Here is a 19,557-nt window from a genome sequence, read left to right as displayed (position 1 = left end):
CTTTCAGGATGACGTGCCCTTGTCCACGCGGACGGGCCACACGCCGCCCCGTGACCGGACTGTGTCGGCGGATTCGTCGCGGATGACGATCACCTGGTCAGAAGAACACGTCGCGCTGCCGATGTCGGCCAGCAAGCAGGCCAACGCCCAGCGCAGCGGGATCATTCCGAGGCGCCCGGTTTCGGCGAGCGCGGCGTCCGCGACCAACCGGGCACCGTCGAGGTCACCGGCGCTGCACAACGCGGCGGCGCGCACGACGTCGGACTTCACGGCGTGTCGCGCCGAGCCGAACGCCGCGGCGGCCAAGACGGCCTCCTCGGCATGGCGCACCGCCTGCGCGCCCTCCCCGCGGGCCATCGCCAACTCCGCGCTCACCCACGCCAGCCGAACCGCGAGCCGGCCGGCAGCCGCGCCCGGCAGCCGCTCGGCCGCCCGGTCCAGTGCCCGTCGCGCCGCGGTGAATCGGCCCACCCCCAGCGCGTCGGCGGCCAACCCGATCAGGGCGTCGGCCGCGGCCTCAGGGTCGGATCCGGCAAGGGCCAGCGCTCGGCCGTCCCAGCCGCGCGCGTCGGCGTGCCAGCCGAGCTGACGTAGGAACGACGCATGAGTACTGTGCGCCAACGAGGTCAGCGGCCCGGCGGGCCGGGCTCGGCACAGTCGTTCGAGGTCGGCGCGGGCGCTGGCGTAGCGCCCCTGACCGCCCGAAGCGACGGCGCGAAGCCACAGTTCGTCCGGCGTCGCGGCGACCGGCAGCGGCCAGCGGCCAGGATCCTCGCCGAACGCGGCGTCGGCCAACACCGCGGAGGCAGATGTAGTCATCGGATCGCAGACGCTATCAACGACACGCCAAACCCCACGACTTCGGTTAACAGTTGGTGCTGTGGATGTTAATTCCAAGTAACCCGATTCTCGATTGTTGACGTTTGCTGGATTACCTCACGATGACGCGGTCAGGAGAAACGGGCGCCGCGGTGGCTCGCGGCCGGTTCGCTTAGCACGAACGGCGCCGCGTAAAAGACCCAAGGATGAACGTGAGGTAAATTCTTGGCCTGCGGTTATGGCCTTCCGCACGCATCGGAACTATTGACGGATTTTGATGAGCCCACCTACTTTGTGGGCACGAGTAGTCATCGGCGACTTGCGCTCGGACCAGTTCCAGAACTCACGTGTTCATTCGTTTGCCGGAAACACGTAGAGAGGGGTTCCTCGAATGCCTTTGCCGCAGCAACTACCCGGGCCCAACGCTGACGTTTGGGATTGGCAGATGGCCGGACTGTGCCGGGGGCTCGATTCCTCCATGTTCTTTCATCCCGACGGCGAGCGCGGCCGTGCCCGCGCCCAGCGCGAGCGGCGCGCCAAGGAGATGTGCAATCAGTGCCCGGTCATCGCGCAGTGCCGTTCGCACGCGCTGGCCGTCGGCGAGACCTACGGCATCTGGGGCGGTCTCACGGAATCCGAACGCGAACTGCTGCTCAAGCGGGGCATCCGCCGCGCGTCATAGCCGGCTCGCTGTCCGCCGGGTGTGCCTAGCTCCGCTTGGCCAGCTCGCGCAGCACCAGATCGGTCGTCGGCCAATCCATGCACTTGTCGGTGACCGACTGCCCGTAGGTCAACGGGTGGGCGTCACAAGCCTGGGCGCCGGCGACGAGGAAGCTCTCCAGCATCACTCCGCTGATCGGCACCCCGTCGCGGACCAGCTGCGCGACCTCGGCGGCGACGGCGGCCTGGCGGACGTGGTCCTTTCCGGAATTGGCGTGGCTGCAGTCGATCACCACCCGCCCGGGTAGCCCGGCGGCGGTGAGCTTCGCCGTTGTCGCGTGCACCGACTCGGCGTCGTAGTTCGGTCCCCCGGTGCCGCCGCGCAGGATCACGTGGCAGTCCTCGTTGCCGGCGGTGCTCACCAGCGCGCCGCGGCCCGTGTCGTCCATACCGAAGAAGACATGTTGGGCCGCAGCGGCTTTCACGCCGTCGACCGCGACCTGGATGTTGCCGTCGGTGCCGTTCTTGAAGCCGACGGGCATCGACAGACCCGACGCCAGCTGTCGGTGCACCTGCGATTCGGTGGTACGGGCGCCGATCGCGCCCCACGCGACCGCGTCGGCGATGTACTGCGGGCTGGTCGGCTCGAGGAACTCACATCCCACCGGAAGGCCGATGTCGATGATGTCCAGCAGTAGTTGTCGGGCGATGCGCAATCCGCGGGCGACGTCGAAGGTGCCGTCCATGCCCGGATCGTTGATCAGCCCCTTCCAGCCGATCGTGGTGCGCGGCTTCTCGAAGTACACCCGCATCACGATCTTGAGCTGTTCGCTGAGTTCCCCGGCCACCTTGGCCAGCCGGCTGGCGTAGTCGAGCGCCGCGACGGGATCGTGCACCGAGCACGGGCCCACGACGACCAGCAGCCGGTCGTCGCGGCCGGCCACGATGTCGGCGATCTCGTCACGGTCCCGCGCCACCCGCTCCGCGCGCCGGGCGCCCAGCGGGAACTCGGTGACCACGTCGTGCGGGCTGGGGATCTCGCTGAAGCTGCGGACGCGCCGGTCAGACGTGGCGGGCGGGATGACGGTCTGTGCCGGGTTCATGTGGTTGAGTGCCTTTCTGGACTGGGCACCTGAGTGATTGTCCGGCGCCCTCTTAATGACGAAAGGCAGCGACCTGGTGGTCACTGCCTGGGCTCCGGGCGGACGCGTGCTTAGTGCTGCGCTCTATCGGCTCCACCCGGAGCCTTGATAAAGCGCCAATAGCTGGCACGCACACCGCTGGTCACGGGCAACAGGCTATACCGCCGTCCCGAAAGCCGCCAAATCCCCCTCGGTCGATCACTGTCCAGCGAAGTCCACGCGACCTGCTTCGCCCGGCCCGCACACGCCACACCGACTTACACCACAGTAAATATCTAACTTGCATATTCAATTTGCTCCTTAGGCGATGGACACGACTAAAAGATTCTTCTGCCTGGGTCAATAATGGACCAACGCCTATGAAGTCTATTGATTCTGGATTGCTAAGCGTTATCATTGGCAAATGGCTGACTCGCTCCAGAGTCAGCCATCACACAGGAGGGCAGGGAGGAACATGGCTAAGAACATGGCGGTCAAAGCGCTTGCGGTGGGGCTGATGACTGGGGGGATGCTGGTCGGCGGGCCGGCTGGGATGGCGTTCGCCGACGGTGGCCTCGGGGGCCTCCTCAGCTCGGTGGTCGACGGCGCGAACGGCGCGGTGCAGAACGTCGTCAACCAGAACAACAAGGGTCTGCAGGGCATCACGGCGATCAACAACGAGGGCCTGCAGAACGTCACCGACCTCAACAACAAGGGCCTGCAGTCCGGCGTCGCGTCACTGAACGATGCCGCGCAGGCCACGGTGCCCGCCGCGCAGTCCACGCTGACTGCGGCCAACGGGCTGGTGAAGTTCGCGGTTCAGGGATTGCTCAAGGGCGGCAACTAGATTCGAGCCCGATCACGACGAAAACACCCCCGGCTTCCGATCGGACCGGGGGTGCTTCGTCTCAACCGCCGTCGCCGCATCGGGTCTTGACAATCGCGCATCGCTGAGCCAACCCTGGCGGAGATGCCTTCGAGAAACTCGAGCGTTTTCGATTACGTCATCGTCGGCGCCGGATCGGCGGGCTGCGTCCTGGCCAACCGGCTGTCGGAAAATCCCAGCACCAGCGTCTTGCTCATCGAGGCCGGCGGCAAAGACCGGAGCCCGATGATCCGCATTCCCAAGGGCGTCGGAAAGATCCTGGGCAACCCCAAGCTCACCTGGCACTTCCCGGTGCGCCCCGTCGGGCCGTCCGAGGTGGTCGAACAATGGGTGCGCGGCAAGACCCTCGGCGGGTCCAGCTCGGTCAACGGAATGGTCTACAACCGCGGCAGCGCCGCCGACTACGACGCCATGGCGGCGCTGGGAAACCCGGGCTGGGACTGGCGCCATATGCTCCCCGCCTTCCGCGCGATCGAGAACCACGCACTGGCGATCTCGGTCGACACCGACCGCCCGCGCATCTGCGATGACGTCATCGCCGCCGGCGACAGCCTGGGCTGGTCGGCCACCGACGACGTCAACGCCGGCAACGGCGAACGGATCGGTCCAGCGCCCCGAACCATCAAGAACGGCAAGCGGGTCAGCGCTGCGCACGCGTTCCTTCATCCGGTTTCCCACCGCGCGAACCTCACCGTCGCCACCGACACCAACGTCAAGCGGGTGCTCGTCGAGAACGACAAGGCGGTCGGCGTCGAAGCGACCATACGCGGTGCCCCGGCCGACTACACCGCCCGGCGTGAGGTGATCCTTTCTGCGGGCAGCATTTCCACCCCGAAACTGCTACAGCTGTCCGGTATCGGAGATCGGTCGTTGCTGCGCAGCCTGGGGATCGACACCATCGCGGACAGCCCCAACGTCGGCCGCCGCATGCGCGAACACCGCTGCCTCGTCGTCCAATTCAGGCTCAACTGCGACATCGGCTACAACCGGCTGCTGAGCACTCCGCTGCGCCAGGCCGCCACGACCGCACGGTATTTGGCGACCAGGCGGGGTCCGCTCGCCGGTGCGGCGTTCGACGTCATCGGGTTCTTCAAGACGAAACCTGAACTCGACCAACCGGATGCCCAGCTCCTCATGGCGCCGTTCTCGTTGGCGCCGTACGAGCAGGGTGAAGCGGCAGCCGTCGAGCGCGCTCCGGGGGTTCAGGCCATCGGCTACGTGCTGCGTCCCGACAGTGAAGGCTCGGTCACCATCACGTCGTCTGATCCGGACGCTCCGCTGGACATCGACGCCGGCTTCCTGACCACCGCGCACGATCGCGAGAAGAGCGTCGCGCTGTTTCACAGCATGCGCCGGCTGTTCAGCCAGCCGCCGATCGCGCACTTGCTGATCGGTGAGACCCGCCCGGGTCCGGAAGTCGTTACGGACCAAGCGATCATCGACGCCGGCCTCGACGAGGGCTACTGCGGCTACCACGCCGTCGGCACGTGTGCCATGGGCCCGAACGACGATGACGTCGTGGATTCGTCCCTACGCGTACGGGGTGTCCGCAATCTACGGGTGATGGATGCCTCGGTCATGCCGACGATGGTGTCGGGCAACCTCAACGGTCCGGTGATGGCAATGGCTTGGCGGGCAGCCGATCTCATCCTCGCCGAGGCTTCGCTCAGTTGACCCGGGTCCAGGGTTGACAGTTGCGCGACTCGAACGCCTTGACCGTCGAGTTGATGTTCGCATACATCGGGCCCATGGAGATGTTGGTCGCGACGACGTTGTCCTTGTTCGCATCGGGCGTGCTGTAGGTGAACCACACGCACATCGAATCCTGTGTCGGTATGTCGTTGATCCAGACGCCGAACGCGGACGCGGTCCCGTCCGAGTGGTAGAGGCCCGGTGCGATGTCGGGGCCGACCAGAAAGAACCCGTTTCCCGGGATGGGATCCAGCGGTGCGGCCGCCGCCGGCGGCGCACACGCGATCGCGGCCGCTGAGACCAACAGCCCGGCCGCCGCCTGAGACCACCGCCTCGAGGACATCGTCTCAAGGTATGCCCTGGGGCTGCCCGGTGGTGCAGAATTCACACCGAGTGAGGTGATCGGATGGAACCCATGCTGTTGCGCGACCGCGACGAGCGCGGGGTCGTCACCCTCACACTGAACCGCCCGCAGTCCTTCAACGCGCTCTCGGAGGGAATGCTCGCGGCGCTCGGTGAGGCGTTCGAGAAGATCGCGACCGACGATTCTGTGCGCGTTGTGGTGATCGGGGCGTCAGGCAAGGCCTTCTGCGCGGGCCACGACCTCAAGGAGATGCGGGCCGAACCATCGCTCGAGTATTACCAGCGGCTGTTCGCACAGTGCACCGCCGTGATGATGGCGATCCAGCGCTTACCCGTGCCGGTGATCGCGCGCGTGCAGGGCATCGCGACCGCGGCAGGATGCCAGCTTGTCGCGATGTGCGACCTGGCGATCGCCGGCAGCGATGCGCGTTTCGGGGTCAACGGCGTCGACGTCGGGTTGTTCTGTTCGACGCCGGCCGTGGCACTGTCGCGGAATGTGCCGCGCAAGGCGGCCTTCGAGATGCTCGTCACCGGCGATTTCATCTCCGCCGAGGAGGCACACGCTATGGGCCTCGTCAACGGTGTCGTTCCGGCGGACGCGCTCGACGAGGAGATCGAAGCCGTGGTGGCGCGCATCGTCGCGAAGCCGCGCGCCGCGATTGCGTTGGGCAAGGCCGTGTTCTACCGCCAGCTCGAGCAGGGCATGGAGGCCGCCTACGAGGACGCCGGCGCGACCATGGCCTGCAACATGATGGACCCGAGCGCCCTGGAAGGCGTGCAAGCCTTCATCGAGAAGCGCCCGCCGGAGTGGTGAAGACCCTCAGCTCGGCTGACTTTCCCTTCAGGGCGTGCATTCCCCGGTCAACGAGTCCGGGCGGTCGCTGAGCCAAGGCGTCGACGGTCTGGTCGGTGAGAAGGATCGTGTCGCCGGTGGTCTTGGTGAGTTGTTCGACGCGGGCCGCGACATTGACGGTGTCGCCGATCAGCGTGAACTCCAGCTTGCCCGCCGCACCGCTGGTGCCGGCGATCACCGGACCGGTGTTGATCCCGATCCCGATGCGCAGCTCTTCCCCGAATCGCTCGGCGAGCCGGCGATGAATGAGCTCCGCGGCGGTCAATGCGGCATCGGCGTGATCGGTCAGGTCATTGGGCGCGCCGAAGACGGCGAGAGCACCGTCACCGAGGAACTTGTTCACGTGCCCACCGGCCTCCACCACGGCGGGCACGACGATCTCGAAGAGCGTGTTGAGACGAGCGACGACGTCTTCGGCGGGATTCGCTTCGGCGAACGAAGTGAAATCGCGGACGTCGATGAACATCACCGTCACCTCGCGACGTTCCCCGGTGAAGACGTCGTCACCCTGCTCCAGCAGCCGCGCCGCCAGAGCGGGGTCGACGTAGGTTCCGAATGCGGTCTGAAGTCGTTGCCGCTCAGCCAATCCCGCTTGCATGCGGTTGAACGACGCCGTCAGCGTGCCGAGGTCATCGTCGTGGACGACCGGCAGGCGTTGGCTGTAGTCGCCGGCCGCAACCCGTTCGGTTCCTTCGGCGAGATCGCGGATGGGTCGCACGGCCGGCGAGAAATTGGTGCCGAGGGTGTAGGGCACGCCGAAAATCAGTGTCAGCACACATCCGATGACGACGAAAAGGGCTGGCTGCATAGGCGCCCGGGCGATCACCGCCGCCACCATCGCGCCGTAGACCGCGAACGCGTACACACCCGCGAGCACCATGACGTTCGACCAGGCGGCGAAGCTCGGGCGCGAGCGAGGGAGCGCATCGCCAATCGCCGTATCACCGGCTATCGCCACTCTGGCCGGTCGGATCGCCGCTTCCACCAAGCCGTGCGCGGAGGACAACGCGAAGGCCGTCCCCGCAAAGACGCCCAGGACGGCATACCCGATCAGCCGGTCCGCGGTCGCACCCGCGACCGCAGCGACGGTGACCGACAGCAGGCCGACGCCGACGGAGTTGCCGACCACCATTCTCGGCACGGCCGTGCGGGCCCACGAGTAGGTGGCGACGAGCGCGTTCGCCCGATCAACCTCGGCGCCGGCCGCCCACCGTTCCACCACCCGGCTCGGCCCCATTCCGGGCAGCGTGTTCACGTACCCGAGCACCGGCACGGCGACGGCGGTGACGGCAGCCGACTCGACGAAGGCAGCAGAGTCTTCGACGGCGACAATGAGGAACGACCAGAGCAGGTAAACCGGCAGGCTCAATACGACCACGGTGGCGTAGCTCGCCCAGGAGTATCTCGCCGCAAACCGATCCCATACCCACTGCCAGACCCGGTCCATGCCAGTAACAAAACACCCCCGGCCGCGAGTGGCCGTGGCCGTCCTCTTCCGGCTCCTCGGGCTTGTCGACGACCGCGGTCTGGGTAGTCGTGGACGCCAGGCGTGAATGCGGCAGCGCTGGGTTAACGCTGAAAACCGCGGTCGGGGCAGACTTTCCCTTCAGGACATGCGCTCCCCGGTAGACGAGTCCGGGTGGTCGAGAAACCATGGCGTCGACGGTTTGGTCGGTCAGGAGGATGGTGTCGCCCGTGACCTTGGTGAGTTGCTCGACGCGGGCGGCCACGTTCGTCGTGTCGCCTATGAGGCTGAACTCGAGATGGGGCCCGGCGCCGATGGTGCCGGCGATCACCACGCCGGTGTTGATGCCGATGCCGATCCGAAGCCCCGCGCCGAATTGCGCTGCGACCAGGCGGTGGATCCGCACGGCGGCGTTCACTGCGGCGTCGGCATGCTCCGCAAGATCGTTGGGAGCGCCGAAGACGACCATCGCCCCGTCGCCGAGGAACCTGTTGATGTGCCCACCAGCGTTGACGACGGCGGGCACCATGATTTCGAACAGAGCGTTGAGTCGGGCAACGGTGTCCTCGGCGGTGTTCGCTTCGGCGAACGGGGTGAAGTCGCGGACGTCTACGAACATCACCGTTACCTCGCGGCGCTCAGCGCTGAACACATAGTCGCCCTGCTCGAGCAGCCGACCCGCAAGCACCGGGTCGACGTATGTTCCAAACGCCGCCTGAAGTCTTTGCCGCTCAGCCAATCCCGCCTGCATACGGTTGAAGGAGGCGGCAAGCGCGCCCAGGTCATCATCCTGCACCACTGGTAGCCGTTGGCTGTAATACCCGGCGGCTACGCGTTCGGTACCCTCGGCGAGGTCACGGATCGGCCGCATGAACGGTGAGACGCTCATGAGTGCGAGCGGCCCACAGATGAGGGTGAACACAACCCCGATGACAACGGCGACAATGGGATACTCGCGAGCCGGACCGAGCACGGGCGCCACGAAGGCGCCCCCGGTGCCGAATGAGAACCCCACAGCGAGAATGCTCAACGCGGACCACGCGGCGAAGGTCGGCCGAGAGCGTGGTAGGGAGTCGCCAATTCCCGTGTCACCGGCCATAGCTGTTCTCGCCGGCCGCAATGCGCCTTCCACGAAACTGTGCATGGCCATCACCCCGATAGCCATTCCGTACGTCGCACCGACGGTCACATACTGGACCAGCCGCCACCCGGGCGCCCCAGCGATCGTGCCAACGATGATTGCGATGAGTGCGCCCCAGATCACATCGGTCACAAGCATTCGGATCCGCGTCGTGCGCGCATAGTCATAGGTGGCGCTCAGCGCCTGCATCGAATCGGGCCCGTGGCCCGCTGCCCAGCTTTCAATCAGGCGCACGTTCTTCGAGCCAGGCAGGACCATCAGGTAAATCCGCACCAGCATGGCGGCAGCCATGGCGACCGTCGCCGTGACGTAGCGATCGGATCTTTCGAACGCGACAACGATCCACGTGTAGCCGAGGTACGCGACCAGCCCGGAACAGTATGCGAGAGCACAGATCGCCCACGAATACCTTGGTCCGTATCGAACCCACATCCACTGAAAAAAGCGGTCCATGCCGAATCAAAACACCCCCGGGCTGGTGACCGGGCGTGTTTCGGCCAAGATCCCATCAGGGGATAGCACTGAGGATCACTGAGGGTTGTGGAAAGAGACCAGACCACAACCCTCAGTGCAATCTCGCGAGCGGCCGAAACAAAACACCCCCGGCCGCGACGACCGGGGGTGTTTTGCCGAACTACGAACTAGTGCGCGTGGCCGTGATGGCCGTGGCCGTGGCCGTCCTCTTCCGGCTCCTCGGGCTTGTCGACGACCGCGGTCTCGGTGGTCGAAAGTTAAGCCCTTCGATTCGCGCTCCGCGGGCCGGGGCACCGGCGACCGTCGCGCACTTACAGCCGGTTGGCGCGGCACCAGCTACACCGGTCCATGCGGGGCTCGTCCGCCGCAATCGAGGCATCATCGGCGGGGCGAACACGTCACCCGACGTGCCGGTCCCATACTGGACTGACTGAGCGGAACAGACAGGACTCAGTGGCGGACAGACAGGACTCAAGTGGCGGAATCGTTTTACGAACTCCTGCAGCACGCATATCCCAGCGACGCTGCCGGTGGCTTGCGAGCAGCCTCGGCAAAACCCGCCCGCGACAGTCAAGTCAAGATTGTTCAAGTAACGCAGTACGCGCTCTACGTCGCGTTCCAAGTGCTGGTTCTTGCCCTAGCGATTGCAGTGACAACGTCGCTGATTATCGCGATATGGCGCCTTTCCACGAACCCGGACACGGCTGAGGCGATCCTGTCCGGAGTGGTCATAGTCGGCGACATTGCAACCGGCGCCGCGGCTGGCTTCTTGCAGAAGCAAGCAAATGAGGCCAAGAAGCGGTACGAAGACGCTAGGCGCTACTTGAGCGAATAAGGTGCGCCGGCGTCAGCGGAGCCAGTCCGTTTGGCACTAGAAGGCCTCGAGAGGTGCCTAGTGGTGGGCTGCTCCTACGGCAACTACATTCCCAACGACCTCGGAAATAACGGGGACCCCATCCACTTGAGCTGGCAATTTGCGCCGCGGCCGACGGCGCAAGTTGACTTTGTAGCCCCAGCCGTCTGCGATACGGGCGATCCCCAATCCGGAAACCTCGGGGTACCTGGACCGCAGCTTTCGTAGCGCATCTCGCTGCGTTCGCCGTGCGTCCTCGTACGTGGCCATCTCGCCAGGATAGCCCTACGCTGCAGGTTCGTGCCGACTAGATTGCAAGTTGCGCCCCCAGGCGTGACAGGACTGTGTCCAGGCGGGTCATGTAAGTTTTTCCATCATCGGCGACCGCGATGATCATCCCGATTGCACGTCGGTCAGCAACCGTGTAGACCAGCGACCCACTATCGCCGTCACTCGCGAACAGTCCGCCGTCGCCCTCGATCTCAAGCATGTCCGTAAAGGACCGCAGTCCTACCGAGTAGTCGATGTCTCCAATGAATGAGAGAACTGTGACAGTACCCATGGTCAGCCCAGTGCTTCTCCCAACCTTCGCCACCTTCTGACCGACCGCAGTTTCATCGAACCAGTCCGGCTCAACCGTGCCGGACAGTTCGCCCTGATTGTCGATCGAGCGAAGGTCAACGTCGACGCCAGTGTCCAACGTGGCAAGCGCACAATCGACGACATTCTCCGACGTCCCACCTTCAATCGGAACGACGTAAGCCAAACGCCCAATCACATCTCTGGCGACACCATGGTCAAGCGGCCCAGGCTGCAAGATAGCGGCATTGGGTTGAGCCCGACCGCAGTCTGCCAGTACGTGATTGCAGCTGAGCAACTCAGGCGCCCCACCACCCCGTTGAACGAAAGCGGTTATCGTTCCGGCAGTTCCACGATCATGCGCTACCGAGCATCCAATTGATATCGGCCTCCGACGCTCTTGAAAACGGCGCACACCTGGCGCAGTCGACGCCCGGATAGGACCCGTCCAATCGAACTGGATCTCTTTCATGGCCAACTCGGTCAACTCGTCATGGAACGGGGCACGCGATCTATCGAGCCAGGGGTATCGGACCGCTAGTTTGCAGTCGCCGTCTGGGAACACTGCTACTCCGAGACCAACTGTGGGCTCCGGACGGATGAATGGGATTCCTAACTGCTCGGGTAGGAGGTCGTCAGCCAAGGCCGACAGCCGGGCCTGCGAGGCGCGAATTCGGGCGTCAACCTTCGTACCGAGGATGGTTGGGCGGTTGATGAACCGTTCGAGCGCCTCTTCTTTGAGATCGCGCGCCGACTCAAACTTCAAGTGCTCCCCCTTCGACGAACTCCGCTCGACAGTCGAACGCGTTTCGTGGACTACACGATATGTCGCGACGGGCGTATATCAATGGAGGAGTGATCCAGAAGCTTCAGAGTGGCGCAAACACTGGACCCGACCGAGCAATGGATGTCGCTCGTGGAGCCGATTCAAAGCTTCGTACTCAGCGGAGCTGACGAACCAGCTCACCGATCCGCGGGAGAGACATCGCGCCGAGACGCCCCCGGACCAACAGGATCGGGGCGTTTCGCCTCAGTACCTCGCAGTGGTGATGTCCGTGACCATGACTGCCCTCCTCCGGCTCGGCAGCTTGCCGACGACATAGGCCTCGGTGGTTTATATTTAAGCCATGGTTGAGCTGGTCAAACGGGCACTCATCGTTACTCGACTCTCGCGAGTCACCGACACTACTACCTCCCCCGAACGCCAGCTTGCGGTCTGTCGGGAGCTGATCGCGCAACGCGGCTACGACGAGATCGGCGTTGCCGAAGATCTAGACGTGTCCGGTGCGGTCGATCCGTTCGACCGTAAGAAGAGGCCCCAACTGTCGAGCTGGCTGCATGAACACACCGATAAGTTCGACGTGCTGATCTCGTACCGAGTTGACAGGTTCACCCGGTCGCTGCGCCACCTGCAAGAGCTTGTGTATTGGTGTGACGACCACGGGAAGACGCTCGTGTCGGCTACAGAGCAGCACTTCGACACCACTACACCGTTCGCTGGTGTCGTCATCGCGCTGATGGGCACGGTCGCGCAGATGGAGCTGGAGGCCATCTCGGAGCGCAATGCCTCGACTGCCCGCCACAGCATCAGGGCGGGCAGGTATCGGGGATCACAACCACCATGGGGATACCGACCCGAAAAGATCGATGGGACTTGGCGTTTGGTCCAGGATGCCGAACAGGTCCAGGTGATTCACGAGGTTGCAGGTCGCGTGGTCGACGGAGAGCCGCTACAGCGGATCGCCCACGACTTGACCCGTCGGGGCGTTCCCACCCCGAAGGATCACACCTTGAAACGGCAAGGCAAGCCGACGAAGGGAAGGGCGTGGAGCGTGACTCCGCTGAAACGGTCACTACTTAGTGAGGCGATGCTCGGACGTGTAACCGACGCCCACGGCAAGTCGATCCGCGGTGATGACGGCTCCCCGATCGTCCGTGCTGAGCCGATCTTGACCCGCGAGGTATTCGAGCGGCTACGGGTGGAACTGGACAGCAGGTCCACGCGCGGTGAGCCGACCGAGCGCTCGTCGTCGCTGCTCTTGCGTGTGCTCCACTGCGGGATCTGCGGGAAGCCCGCCTACAAGTTCAACGGCGGCAGCCATAGCCAGTTCCCCCGGTACAGATGCAAGTCGATGACTCAAGCCGTCAAATGCGGCAATAGAACCACCCGCGCAGACGAACTCGATCTGCTCGTAGAGGGCGCGATACTCGCGTTGCTCGGTGACTCGGAACGCCTTGAGCGGGTGTGGGATTCCGGGTCTGACAACTCAGCAGAGCTGGAAGAGATCAACGCCGAACTGGTGGAGGTAACCAGCTTTATCGGTACCCCGGCCTTTCGCGCCGGAACACCGCAATACGACGCTCTAATGGCCCGGATCGAAGGCCTCGTAGCTCGCCAGGAGAAACTATCCGCCGATGAAGTAACGCCTGCTGGCTGGACGTGGAGGCCGACCGGCGAGAGATTCGGCGACTGGTGGGAGCGCCAGGACGTGACCGCGAGGAATGTCTGGCTCCGAACGATGAACGTGAGAGCCGAGTTCGGCCGTCAGGGAATCAATGTAGACCTCGGAGACCTCGGCACACTTACGCAGCAGCTGAACGCCAGCGGAGCGGCGGCTCAATGGCAGGAAGTTTTCGAAGCCATGGGGAAGAACGGCGTAGCGGGTATGGAGCTGAGCGGCGACGGCGTGGTGTTGGTCAGCCCCGATGGGCAGAGGTCACAAACTTTCGGCCTAGCGTCAGATGTCCCGGTCGCCGAAGCTCAGCGGTGAATAGTTCCAGTTCGCTGTGCACGCCATCTTGCGGCCGCTCGTACCCCTGGCTGGGCCCTCCGGCGCACGTCAGTGCGGATACTAGTTGGGTGGACGCCCTGTGCCCGCGATGAAGTACTTGCGGTTCTACTTGGACCGAGGTTGTGTCGTTGTTCCCGGCTACGGGAAGACTAAAAGCACCCGCAAAGGGTGCGGCGGTTGGACGGTCGAAGCCACTCGTCGGAATGTCTCAATGCTGTTGCGAAACGCCAAAGTAATCAACGGTTCTGGCCGGTTGCTAATCGTGGACGTTGATCCGAAGAACGGCGGGTCCGTGGAGGCTTTGCGTAGACGCTTCCCGGACCTGCCCGAAACCAGGACCGTTCGCACATCGACACCGCATCCCGCTGGGTTCGGCACGCATCTGTTGTTCACGATTCCAAGCGACGTTCGCCTGAGCGGGCGAGGGCTTGGCCCGGGCATTGACATACCGCATTCGGTACTGCTCCCCGGCAGCGTCGTCACCGGCGCTGACGGCGTGGATCGCAAGTACGAACTGACCGACGATCGTGAGCCGGCCCCGGCGCCCCTGGGCCTTCTGGCCGCTGTTGACAAAGGCGAGATCGTCGGCCTGGCCTCCGAAGTAGTGACCGGAGACGCGGACGACCGTGACGAAGGCCGGAACGACGATGATTTGGTTACGAGGCTTGTGGAGCGTTTCGGCGACGCTCCCGGTGGCAGCCGGAACGATGTATTCACTGAGGTTGCTCCAATTGTGATCCGGTTGAAGGGAGCTAAGGGTGCCGACATGCTCATGGCTGCCTACCTCGGCGACGATGAGAGCTGGATCCAGAGTGCGGTCAAGAGCGCATTGGAGAAGTACGGCGATTCTGCTGCGCCTGGCTCACTGATCAGGAGATCCAAGTACGTCCGGGAAGCTCTGCTGACGGCGTGGCAGTCAGCCCGGTTCGGGACTTGGAGGGGTCGGTCCGGCACCACGGACCGGAAGGTGTTTCTCGCCGTTGTGCAGCGGTGCAGGGATGGCCATACCATGACCACAGCGGCCAGCGTGCGAACGCTGGCACTCTTGACAGGTTTGGAGCCGAAGACGGTATCCGCCGCCCTGGAGAGACTGGTGAAGTCTGGCCGGTTGTGTGTCGTTGGGGCTGCAGACGACGGGAGCCAGGAGTACGCCCCAGTGGTGGGGGAAATGACCACAGTTCTAAGTAAGGAGATGACTCCCCCCAGGGAGTCATCAGTAGACCCCCTTCATCTTGTTTGGTTGGGTGACGGCTTAACGGGCCGTCACTCTCAAGTGTTCGATTTGGTGAGCGTTGGTGTCCGCCGTGCGAGTGCGATCGCAAAGGCGGGTGGGATGAGTCTCGATGCAACGCGTGAGGCGCTGACAGTCCTAGTTGATACCGGATTGTTGGAACGTGACGGCAGGGTCTACAACCTGCCGTCTGAGATCGACGACATAGCCGACCCGCTTGCGGTCAGCCGGGGAGCGGTGGTGAGGAAGGCCCGCCTCGCCGCGCGGATAGAGGAAGAACGGTCCCGGCCACGAGGAGACGCACCGCCGGATGAGGGACCGGCGATCTACGAAGACGACGAACGTCGACGGCGAGAGGAAGAAGACGAACTGATGAGGCAGTTGGGAATCCTGTAGCTCACCCGGCGTAGTTGTAGACGGTTTGCCTGCTGATGCCGTAATCCCGAGCCAGAGCCGTGACCGACTCGCCGCCCGCCAATCGCTCACGCAGTTTGGCGGCCTGGGCACGTGTCAGGGCCGCTTTACGGCCCGTGTACTTCCCTGCAGCCTTGGCGAGGGCGATCCCCTCGCGTTGACGCTCAAGAATCATCGACCGTTCGAACTCTGCGACGGCACCAAGCATCGACAGAAGCAGGGTGTTCATGGCCGAGTCCTCGCCCGTGAAGGCGAGAGACTCCTTGACGAACTCAACACGGACACCCTTGCCGGTCAGTTCACGGACAATCCGGCGGAGGTCTTCAAGGTTGCGAGCGAGGCGGTCCATGCTGTGGACGACGAGCGTGTCTCCTTCGCGGACGTACTCCAGCGCCCGTGCCAGTTCTGGGCGCTTGGTGTCCATGCCACTGGCCTTATCGGTGAACACCTTGTCCAGTTGCACGCCGTCGAGCTGGCGAGCGGTGTTCTGATCGACCGTGCTGACTCGCTGATACCCGACGCGATGTCCCATGCCTCCCGCTTCCTCGCCTGACCGTCTGTCTATATGGACTTTTAGACCCCATTGGACAGTATGTCAAATAATGGTTTACGGACTCTAGTTTGACGCTGTAGACAGTTGTGGAGGCTGTCCAGCACGGGTGTACCCCAGATGGGCATTCGATCCTCAGCGTGGCCGCGAGACGCCAGTACGGCACAGTGCACAGCGCCCCACCGAACCGTTCAACTCCGCCGATCTGCCGTACAAGGCTCTAGCTCATAAGCGAACCCTCCGAGCTGGCGGCGATGACAGTTACGTTGAACGGCATGAGCAGAGGCGAGAAAACCCCGAAGTCTGAGACTCAGAAGTCGCGGGCGGCTGGGAAGGACGGCTTGGGGTCAAAGCCGTCCGGGAGGAACATTCAGGCTCCGCCCAAAAAGGAGTACAAGCCGGCCTCTAACGGTCCTGCAATCCCGGACTCTTCCCGGATCCTCGCCGGTGAGACTTTCCGGTCGCGGAAACCCAGCGCGTGGACAGTTCGGCCCCGACGCAAGGACCGCTGAACCGTAGAGGACGGCTACGTGCCCGCGCTTCGCGATGGGGTTTGGGCTAGGTGGTTGATTCGCGTGTCGTACTTCTCCAGGTCCCTAGCGCGTTCTTTAGCGAGTCGGTATCAGACACGGGGTGCGGCACCGGAACCGGGATGCGGTCGTGAGAGCAGACCCCGCTTCAGCCACTAGGCCGAGTTGAGTGAGCGCACCCCCGCCTGTGCGGGGCTACCGCACGCCGCCGACCCAGCACCCCAGGGGGGTTACCCCCGCCCCCGGAGCGTTTGACCGGTCGGTTATGCGGCTGCCTATTCATGTACGGGTTTTCAAGTCCGATTCGGAGCACCGCGGCCCCTTGGGCAGCGAATATGCACGACCATCACGTGATCAGTGCTATTGCCCAAGCTGAGCTCTCGTAGCCGGCCACGGCAAAGCGCCGGCTGTCGAGTGACTTGAATGGCATCCAGTTCGAGGGCGCGCAGGCTCGACGGACATCGTGCCCATCGGGCCGACGCGCCACCCCGGTCGGTCAGTGGATCCGTCTAGCCCGCCGCCGCGCGCCTCCGCATGAACGGGCGTATCGGCCCTTGACCAATGCGGAGACGGTCGCCTGTTGCCACAAGCGACCGTGCGGCGTTCGGTGCCCCGTAGCGCTGAGGCACCGCGCTGCAGCGGCCTGGGTTAGGCCGCAATTGCGGGTCAACCATGTGGCGAAGCGCCGCAGCAATGGCTCCCGCAGTACCCACGGCGCGTGCGGCGGCGGAAGAGTGGGCGGGGGACTGACCTCGGTGTCCAAATCAGCCTTGTCGACCGCCGCCGATCCTTCCTCGCCGCGCTCGACCGGCTGCCGTTCTGGTCCGATCGGTACCGCGACGCGATCGTCCTGGCGGTCGGATAGCGCCGTAGCAGTCAGGGTCGCTTCGATCTCACGCAAGAGCGGTCTAGCCGCCGCAGCAGCGAGCGCTGCGCGGTCGAGGGTGTCGACAGCTCGAACCTCGCTCCGCAGGGCGAAGTCGATCTCCGACATGCCCCCGTCAATGGGGCACGGCATCAGCTCGGGGCCGGCAAGCATGTTCAGGCCGTGACGCTGGAGCACCAGGGCGAGACGGCGGAAGTGTTGCTCGCGTCCGAGGTCCTCGATTGGGTACGGCATCCAGATGGGCAGCCTTCTCCTGATCGCATGGCCAATTGCCGACACAAGTTGATCGATGTCGGCAAGCTCCTGGCAGCCAGCAGCCTCTCCGGGCGCGTAGGAGAAGACGGCGGCTATCGCGGCGTCATGTCGCGCCGCCATCTCCTCCAGCATCTCCGTCCGCTCCGCGGTCTGGTGGTCACCGACCAGGACAACTTGAAGCCACTCCGTGGCGTTGGGTACTGCGGACATCCGCGGTACTCCTTCCTTGGTGAAGTGCCGCCGTCCGCAGTAGCCTTGAGGTGCAGGTCGTGGCTGTCCCAGGGACGGTGACGAACTGGTCAGGGAAGTCGTTACAGCGGCTTCCCTGATTCTTTTTGCAGGTCCGGCCCCCCGGGGATGTCTGTCCCCGCGAGTTGGACGCCAACCTGGCCAACGTGGCGAATGCTTTTCTGGCCAGCTGTACCAAAATCCCTCAGATACCTTCCCAGCGACCTTGGACACATTGAGACGCTACACGATCGTGGTGGCTATAGCTATGCTGAGCTGTGTGTTAGTGCGGGACACCAGCTTCCTGTGGCGTCTGTAGATAGTTTGGAGGTACGCTTGTAGATCAGGCGCTCTGACCTCTGAGCATCGAACTAGTTATGACTAACTTATTGCTCGTACACATAGTCAGGATAGCCGCTATCGGCGAAGGTGGAAATGGCATTGACCAGGGACTTTGAACGGGCTTGCGAACTGGCCGTGGAAATCGACCAGTCGTCGGGCAGGCGGCGTAGCGTGCCTGTGCGCGCAGTGTTCGCCCGCGACATGAACGAAAGAAAAAGCGCTCCGATGGGCAAGCTGATTGCGATAGGTGGGCGCGGCGGCGAGGTTCTGCTGAAGCTCTACCTGGCGCTCATCTGGCGCAGCTCGGCCAAGCCGTTTGCCACTGAGGTCTCCGCGCGCAAATGGGCACAACTGCTTGCGCTTCCAGATCCGTCGAAGAATGGCGCACGCCGAGTCAGCGACGCGCTGAAGACTCTTGCCGAATTCCGGCTCATCACCGTCGAGCCACGCCGCGGCGAATGTCCGCGAGTTACTCTGCTGCGCGAGGACGGAAGCGATCAACCGTATTCCGTGCCGCGTGGCACCAACGGCGACTTCTACTTCCAGATTCCCGCTCAGATGTGGACGTCGGGCACGATGCAACAGCTTTCGGCGCCAGGACTCGCCATGCTTATCGCGGTTCTCGCCGAACAGAAATACCCAGGCGGCCCAGTGTGGTGGTCAACGGAAAGGTTCCCAGGCCGATACGGCGTGTCATCCGCCACTCGGGCACGAGGTACACGGGAATTGCAGGAAGCTGGCCTATTGGCGGTGGAGCGAAAGTTGATCCCACCAGCTCCGGGCAAGACCTTCTCGGTAGACCGCGTCCGCAGCACCTACCGCGTCACGGGTGCAGCTCTGCTAGAGCCGGCGGTCGAGCAATCCGATCCAGCCAAGGGTAAGAAAAAGCAGACGCAGCCCAGTCCGTCCGCTCACGCTCTGTCGCAGGACGAGCTCATGGTGCGACTGCGGGAACTCGTCCAACAACTGGACGCTTCGCCGTCCGGGGACGCCAAGTCGAAGTAGTGACCTGCTCATGGCTCGGCCGCGTCAGATGTGTTTGATCTGCGTCGATGAGCGTCGGCGGTCGCCGCACTGTTTCATCCCATCGATCAAGACCTCGTGCGGTAGCGCTGGCGAGAGTCGATCGAGCCTCAAGGTTGAGAGCGACTTCACCAATGGGCAAAGCCCAAACGCTTACGGAAGGCTTGCAATTCGGTGAACCCCGGTGCCTCGATTGGCGGCATTGTGATCGGACGTGCTAGTGGATCCCGCATTTCGATTTGTCGACTACACCAGTCAAGCCACTCGCGTGCAGCGGCGCGCTCATCTGAATCCGCAATTTTGCCGACCCGCTCCTCGAGCGCCGGTAAGTAGAGGCGGAGGCGACCGAGGGAACGTCCCGGGGAGTGGTGTAAGTGATGGCGGCGTGTCGGTCCCTGAC

General features: G+C 63.9%; 15 protein-coding genes and 1 pseudogene. 8 read left to right on the top strand and 8 right to left on the bottom strand.

Translation table 11 applies throughout. The features are described 5' to 3' along the window. Positions 1-3: 3 nt before the first annotated feature. A complete protein-coding gene (locus MELE44368_RS12090) occupies positions 4-819 on the bottom strand; it encodes a hypothetical protein (RefSeq protein WP_128108710.1) in 816 nt (271 codons plus the stop codon). Between the two features lie 391 nt (positions 820-1,210). Between MELE44368_RS12090 and MELE44368_RS12085 the strand changes: the two genes are divergently transcribed. Beyond that, the gene (locus tag MELE44368_RS12085; protein WP_128108709.1) at positions 1,211-1,501 is read left to right on the top strand and encodes a WhiB family transcriptional regulator; all 291 of its coding nucleotides are present in this window, start codon (positions 1,211-1,213) and stop codon (positions 1,499-1,501) included. A gap of 25 nt (positions 1,502-1,526) precedes the next feature. Here the strand turns inward: MELE44368_RS12085 and MELE44368_RS12080 are convergent, their stop codons facing one another. Beyond that, on the bottom strand, positions 1,527-2,582 hold the full coding sequence (locus MELE44368_RS12080; protein ID WP_128108708.1) for a 3-deoxy-7-phosphoheptulonate synthase: 1,056 nt from the start codon (positions 2,580-2,582) through the stop codon (positions 1,527-1,529). Positions 2,583-3,075: 493 nt separating this feature from the next. On the opposite strand from MELE44368_RS12080, the gene MELE44368_RS12075 reads away from it, so the two are divergent. Next, positions 3,076-3,447, top strand: coding sequence for a hypothetical protein (locus tag MELE44368_RS12075; protein WP_128108707.1), 372 nt, complete (start codon positions 3,076-3,078; stop codon positions 3,445-3,447). A 123-nt stretch (positions 3,448-3,570) separates the two neighbouring features. Then, the gene (locus tag MELE44368_RS12070; RefSeq protein ID WP_128108706.1) at positions 3,571-5,160 is read left to right on the top strand and encodes a GMC family oxidoreductase; all 1,590 of its coding nucleotides are present in this window, start codon (positions 3,571-3,573) and stop codon (positions 5,158-5,160) included. Here MELE44368_RS12070 and MELE44368_RS12065 read toward each other — a convergent pair. Beyond that, a complete protein-coding gene (locus MELE44368_RS12065) occupies positions 5,153-5,521 on the bottom strand; it encodes an Rv1352/Rv1906c domain-containing protein (protein WP_046754125.1) in 369 nt (122 codons plus the stop codon). The genes MELE44368_RS12070 and MELE44368_RS12065 overlap by 8 nt on opposite strands. 72 nt (positions 5,522-5,593) lie before the next feature. Between MELE44368_RS12065 and MELE44368_RS12060 the strand changes: the two genes are divergently transcribed. Beyond that, a complete protein-coding gene (locus MELE44368_RS12060; RefSeq protein WP_241566583.1) occupies positions 5,594-6,355 on the top strand; it encodes an enoyl-CoA hydratase in 762 nt (253 codons plus the stop codon). On the opposite strand, the gene MELE44368_RS12055 is transcribed toward MELE44368_RS12060, so the two are convergent. Both MELE44368_RS12055 and MELE44368_RS12050 read right to left on the bottom strand, forming a co-directional pair. Then, a complete protein-coding gene (locus tag MELE44368_RS12055; RefSeq protein ID WP_128108704.1) occupies positions 6,327-7,841 on the bottom strand; it encodes an adenylate/guanylate cyclase domain-containing protein in 1,515 nt (504 codons plus the stop codon). The two genes, MELE44368_RS12060 and MELE44368_RS12055, sit on opposite strands and share 29 nt — an antisense overlap. Positions 7,842-7,938: 97 nt before the next feature. Continuing rightward, positions 7,939-9,453 (bottom strand): annotated as a pseudogene (locus MELE44368_RS12050) (adenylate/guanylate cyclase domain-containing protein); the annotation flags it as partial. A gap of 496 nt (positions 9,454-9,949) precedes the next feature. Here MELE44368_RS12050 and MELE44368_RS12045 point away from each other — a divergent pair. Next, a complete protein-coding gene (locus tag MELE44368_RS12045; protein WP_128108703.1) occupies positions 9,950-10,309 on the top strand; it encodes a hypothetical protein in 360 nt (119 codons plus the stop codon). A 325-nt stretch (positions 10,310-10,634) separates the two neighbouring features. Here MELE44368_RS12045 and MELE44368_RS12040 read toward each other — a convergent pair whose 3' ends face one another. Then, the gene (locus MELE44368_RS12040) at positions 10,635-11,672 is read right to left on the bottom strand and encodes a Nal1-like putative serine protease (protein ID WP_128108702.1); all 1,038 of its coding nucleotides are present in this window, start codon (positions 11,670-11,672) and stop codon (positions 10,635-10,637) included. Positions 11,673-12,033: 361 nt separating this feature from the next. Between MELE44368_RS12040 and MELE44368_RS12035 the strand changes: the two genes are divergently transcribed. Both MELE44368_RS12035 and MELE44368_RS12030 read left to right on the top strand, forming a co-directional pair. Then, the gene (locus MELE44368_RS12035; RefSeq protein WP_128108701.1) at positions 12,034-13,677 is read left to right on the top strand and encodes a recombinase family protein; all 1,644 of its coding nucleotides are present in this window, start codon (positions 12,034-12,036) and stop codon (positions 13,675-13,677) included. 109 nt (positions 13,678-13,786) lie between these two features. Continuing rightward, on the top strand, positions 13,787-15,325 hold the full coding sequence (locus MELE44368_RS12030) for a bifunctional DNA primase/polymerase (protein ID WP_241566591.1): 1,539 nt from the start codon (positions 13,787-13,789) through the stop codon (positions 15,323-15,325). A gap of 1 nt (position 15,326) precedes the next feature. Here the strand turns inward: MELE44368_RS12030 and MELE44368_RS12025 are convergent, their stop codons facing one another. Together MELE44368_RS12025 and MELE44368_RS12020 are read right to left on the bottom strand one after the other, a co-directional pair. Beyond that, a complete protein-coding gene (locus tag MELE44368_RS12025) occupies positions 15,327-15,875 on the bottom strand; it encodes a recombinase family protein (RefSeq protein ID WP_128108699.1) in 549 nt (182 codons plus the stop codon). A 1,044-nt stretch (positions 15,876-16,919) separates the two neighbouring features. Continuing rightward, positions 16,920-17,774, bottom strand: a complete 855-nt coding sequence (locus MELE44368_RS12020) for a hypothetical protein (RefSeq protein WP_128108698.1) — start codon at positions 17,772-17,774, stop codon at positions 16,920-16,922. Positions 17,775-18,227: 453 nt separating this feature from the next. Here MELE44368_RS12020 and MELE44368_RS12015 point away from each other — a divergent pair, with 453 nt between their 5' ends. Further along, a complete protein-coding gene (locus MELE44368_RS12015) occupies positions 18,228-19,139 on the top strand; it encodes a hypothetical protein (RefSeq protein WP_128108697.1) in 912 nt (303 codons plus the stop codon). Positions 19,140-19,557: the final 418 nt, after the last annotated feature.

The sequence above is a fragment of the Mycolicibacterium elephantis DSM 44368 genome, from assembly GCF_004014805.1.
In the GTDB taxonomy this organism is placed as follows: domain Bacteria; phylum Actinomycetota; class Actinomycetes; order Mycobacteriales; family Mycobacteriaceae; genus Mycobacterium; species Mycobacterium elephantis.
This window is presented reverse-complemented; position numbering and strand designations above follow the sequence as displayed.